This window comes from Xanthomonas sp. SHU 166 (genome assembly GCF_000364685.1).
GTDB lineage: Bacteria > Pseudomonadota > Gammaproteobacteria > Xanthomonadales > Xanthomonadaceae > Xanthomonas_A > Xanthomonas_A sontii.
The window spans coordinates 1-3682 of record NZ_AQOJ01000689.1 but is presented as its reverse complement, the minus strand read 5'-3'; the positions used below and the strand labels follow the sequence as shown (position 1 = coordinate 3682).

Here is a 3682-nt window from a genome sequence, read left to right as displayed (position 1 = left end):
GGTCGTCGAGCAGGGTCGGCAGCCGCGCCTCGGCCAGCCACGCGCCCAGGTGCGCAGCGTCGGCATGGCGCGGCGACGCCGGTGCCTGCAGCGCGGCGATCCAGTCGCGGGTGGTGGAGGTGGCGGTGCGGGCGATCACCCAGCCGCTGGACACCGCGCCGGCCAGCAGCAGCGCCAGGCCCAGCCAGCGCAGGTTGCGGCGCAGGTCGCCCAGCACCAGTGCCGCCGGCACCAGCAGCAGGGCGAGGAAGTCCAGCGGCTGCGCCGTGAAACGCGCCCAGGTGGCGAGCGTGCCGGCGCCGATCACGGTGGCGGCGGCGGCCAGCACGCTGCGCCAGGTGTCGCTGTCGCGGGTGTGACGCAACAACAGCAACAGCGGCGCGCTGACCACCCCGGCCAGCAGCAGCCACAGCGGCGGCCACCACGGCTGCGCCGCGGCCTGCTGCAGCCACGGCTGCAGCGCCGCCTGCGCCGAGATGCCGCGGAAGGCGGACGTGGCGTCGCGCACGAACAGCAGCGGGTCGCCGAAGAACATGTAGTTGAGGTACATCCATGCCCCCACCGCGAACAGGAACGGCAGGTAGCACACCAGGTAGAACGCCAGCGGCGCCTGCCGCATCAGCCGCGGCGGCGCGATCAGGAACAGCCACGGCGCCAGCCCCACCGCCAGGAAGCAGGCGCGCTCGTCGACGAAGAACAGCAGGCACAGGCTCGCGGCCAGGCGCAGGTAGGCGAAGGCTTCCGGATCGTCGCGGAAATGGCGCAGCGCGCGCGCGGCCACGTAGAACACCAGCAGGCCCAGGCCCTGGTTGTTGCCGGACAGGGTCGGCCACAGGAAGAACGGCTGGATCACCACACCGGCACTGAGCGCCCAGGCCCAGCCGCGGCCCAGGCCGGCGGCGATGTCGCGCCACAGCAGGGTCACCAGCGTCGCCCCGGCCAGCACGTCGACCAAGTACGGCAGCAGCGGCGTGGACAGGTCCGGCAGGCCGCCGAGCAGCACGCCCAGGTACAGCGAGGCCTGTGCGTACAGGAAACCCAGGTACTCGATGCGGAAGCCGGCCGCGTCGCGCAACAGCAGCAGCTTGGCGTACTGCGCCATCGCGTCGTCGCTCATGTAGCCGTGCGCGAGCAGCCGGTGGCACAGCAGCGCCAGCAGCGCCGCGGTGAACACGAACACCGCGGTGCCGCGCGCGCGCGGCGGCGCGTCAGTCGTCGAGCGCGGCGCGGCGCTCTTCGGCCATGTGCTTGCTGATGCCATGGGTGGTCTTTTCCCAGTAGAACGGGTTGCGGATGAGCTGCCACAGGCCCTTGTAGGCGGCGATGGACTGCAGCAGCCAGTACAGCGGCACGGTCAGCGCGTAGGGCGCCAGGCGGAAGTAGTCGCGCTTGAACGCCGCCACCAGGGTCATGTAGATCAGGAAGCCGTTGCCGAGCAGCAGGTTGAGCAGGCTCAGGTACAGCAGCGCGGGTGGGAAGAACGGGTCGAAGAATTTCGAGCCCACCGCCAGCCACAGCCCGTAGCTCAGCCACATCAGCGGCGCGGCCAACGCGGTGAAGAAGGTGCCGCCGACGAACAGCTGGAAGCCCCAGAACCCGCGCACGCCGGTGGAGCGGTACAGCTGCACCGGGTCGCGCATGTGCACCAGCCAGGTCTGCATGTAGCCCTTGAGCCAGCGCGAGCGCTGCCGGATCCAGTTGGGGATGCTGACGTTGGCTTCCTCGAACGTGGTCGAGTTGACCACGCTGACCCGGTAGCCCTGCTGGGTCAGGCGCACGCCCAGGTCGGCGTCCTCGGTGACGTTGTACGGGTCCCAGGCGTGGGCCTTGCGCAGGATGTCCAGGCGGAAGTGGTTGGAGGTGCCGCCGAGCGGAATCGGGATGCGCAGGGTCTCCAGCGCCGGCAGGTAGAAGTCGAACCACAACGTATATTCCAGCGTGAACATGCGCGTGAGCCAGTTCTCGTCGGCGTTGTAGTAGTTCAGCCGCGCCTGGATGCAGGCCACGTCGGCCGGCGACTTGCGGAACGCGGCGACCACGCGCTTGAGCTGGTCCGGCTCCGGCTTGTCCTCGGCGTCGTAGATCGTGAGCATCTGCCCGCGGGCGAAGCGCAGCGCGTAGTTGCAGGCCTTGGGCTTGGTCTTCGGTTGCGACGGCGGCACCCGGATGATCTCGAAGAACGCCTCCAGGCCCAGCGCCTTGGCCGCCTCGATGGTCTCGGTGTCGTCGGCCTCCAGCACCAGCTTCACGTCCAGCTTGGACGTCGGGTAGTCGAGCCGGCGCAGCGCGTTGGCCAGGATCGGCAGCACGTCCGGCTCCTTGTACATCGGCACCAGCACCGTGTAGACCGGCAGGTCCTCGTCGCCGAGCGCGGCCACTTCCTCGTCGCTGACCTTGATGTCGATGCGGCGCCGCGCACCGCGCCAGGCCAGCACCAGCTTCAGCCCGAAGGTGGCCAGGAACGCCACCGCGATCAGCGTGTTGAGCGCGATCAGGGTGACCAGCGGCCACAGCGCCAGGGCCGCGGCCAGCACCACCGTGAGCGCCACCAGGAACACCGACTGCGCGCGGGTGATCACCTGCCGCGCCGAATGCTCGGGCGCATGTTCGGCCAGCAGGTTCAACGCATCGTGGGTGAGCTGCGCGTCGGCGTGCTGCTGCAGGCTCCAGACGATGTCGAACTTGGAGGTGCCGACGAAGCGCACCTGCTCGCCGTAGGTGGCGCGCGCCCAGGCGAAGATCTCCGGGCCGGGATCGGCCACCGCCAGCACCAGCTGGCCGTCCTCCTCGCGCCACGGCAGCACCAGGCGCTGCGCGTAGTCGGCCAGATGCTCCGGCTGGAACAGCGCCGGGTCGATCGGCTGCTTGAGCAGGTTGGCGAAGTGCAGCCCGAAGTGCTGCGCCAGCACCGTGTAGAAGCGCAGCGGCGCGACCCCGCGCTGGGCCAGCACCACGTCGCCCAGCCGCGAGCGCCAGCGCGACTGCAGGGCCAGCGCGTTCTGCAGCTGCGGCGGGTCGATCACCCCTGCGGCGACCAGCGCCTCGCCGATCGGCGCCTGCAGGCCGCCCTCGGTGGGCAGCCGCCCGAGCCGGCCGGGCACGCTCGCCTCGGCGGCGACGCTATCGTGTTCGCCGGACACGGCTAGAACCGCCACCAGGCGGCCACGAACGGACCGCCCGCGCCGCCGGTGTTGCGCCCGGCCACCGGCTGCTGGTAGCCGAGCTGCAGCTGCGTGCCGCCGGGCAGCGTGTACAGCACCGAGGCCTGCAGCTTGCTGAAATCGAAGTTGTTGCCGCGGATCGGCGTGTTGTCGCCGGGCGCGTAGATCCGGTTCGGCCCCTTGCCGTTGCCCAGGCTCTGGATCACGTTGAACTCGCCGATCAGCATCCAGCGCGGCGCCAGCGCCACGCCGCTGGACACGTCCAGGCGTGCCTCGTCGGAGGCGTCGCCGCCGCGCAGCCGCACCGCCGTGCCCAGGTCGACATAGCCGTCGTGTTCGCCCAGGCGATAGCCGCGGCCGACGCTGTAGCGCAGCTCGGCGCCGTAGTCGCCCTGGCCCAGTGCCGGCCGCGCGCCATCGCGCTGGCGCGCATACGCGGGCACCAGCGCCAGCACCTGCAGCGCGCCCTGCCAGGGGCCGTCGCGGCCATCCGGGTCCAGCCGGTAGCGCAGGCCGATTTC

General features: G+C 70.9%; 2 protein-coding genes and 1 pseudogene. All 3 read right to left on the bottom strand.

The window, feature by feature from the left end:
• On the bottom strand, window positions 1-1261 hold a 1261-nt coding region (locus tag D180_RS16290), incomplete at its 3' end, for a hypothetical protein (RefSeq protein ID WP_017913633.1).
• Window positions 1209-3101, bottom strand: coding sequence for a glycosyltransferase family 2 protein (locus D180_RS16285; protein ID WP_232760538.1), 1893 nt, complete (start codon window positions 3099-3101; stop codon window positions 1209-1211). The genes D180_RS16290 and D180_RS16285, both read right to left, overlap by 53 nt.
• A 41-nt stretch (window positions 3102-3142) precedes the next feature.
• Window positions 3143-3682: pseudogene (locus tag D180_RS16280) on the bottom strand (hypothetical protein); the annotation flags it as partial.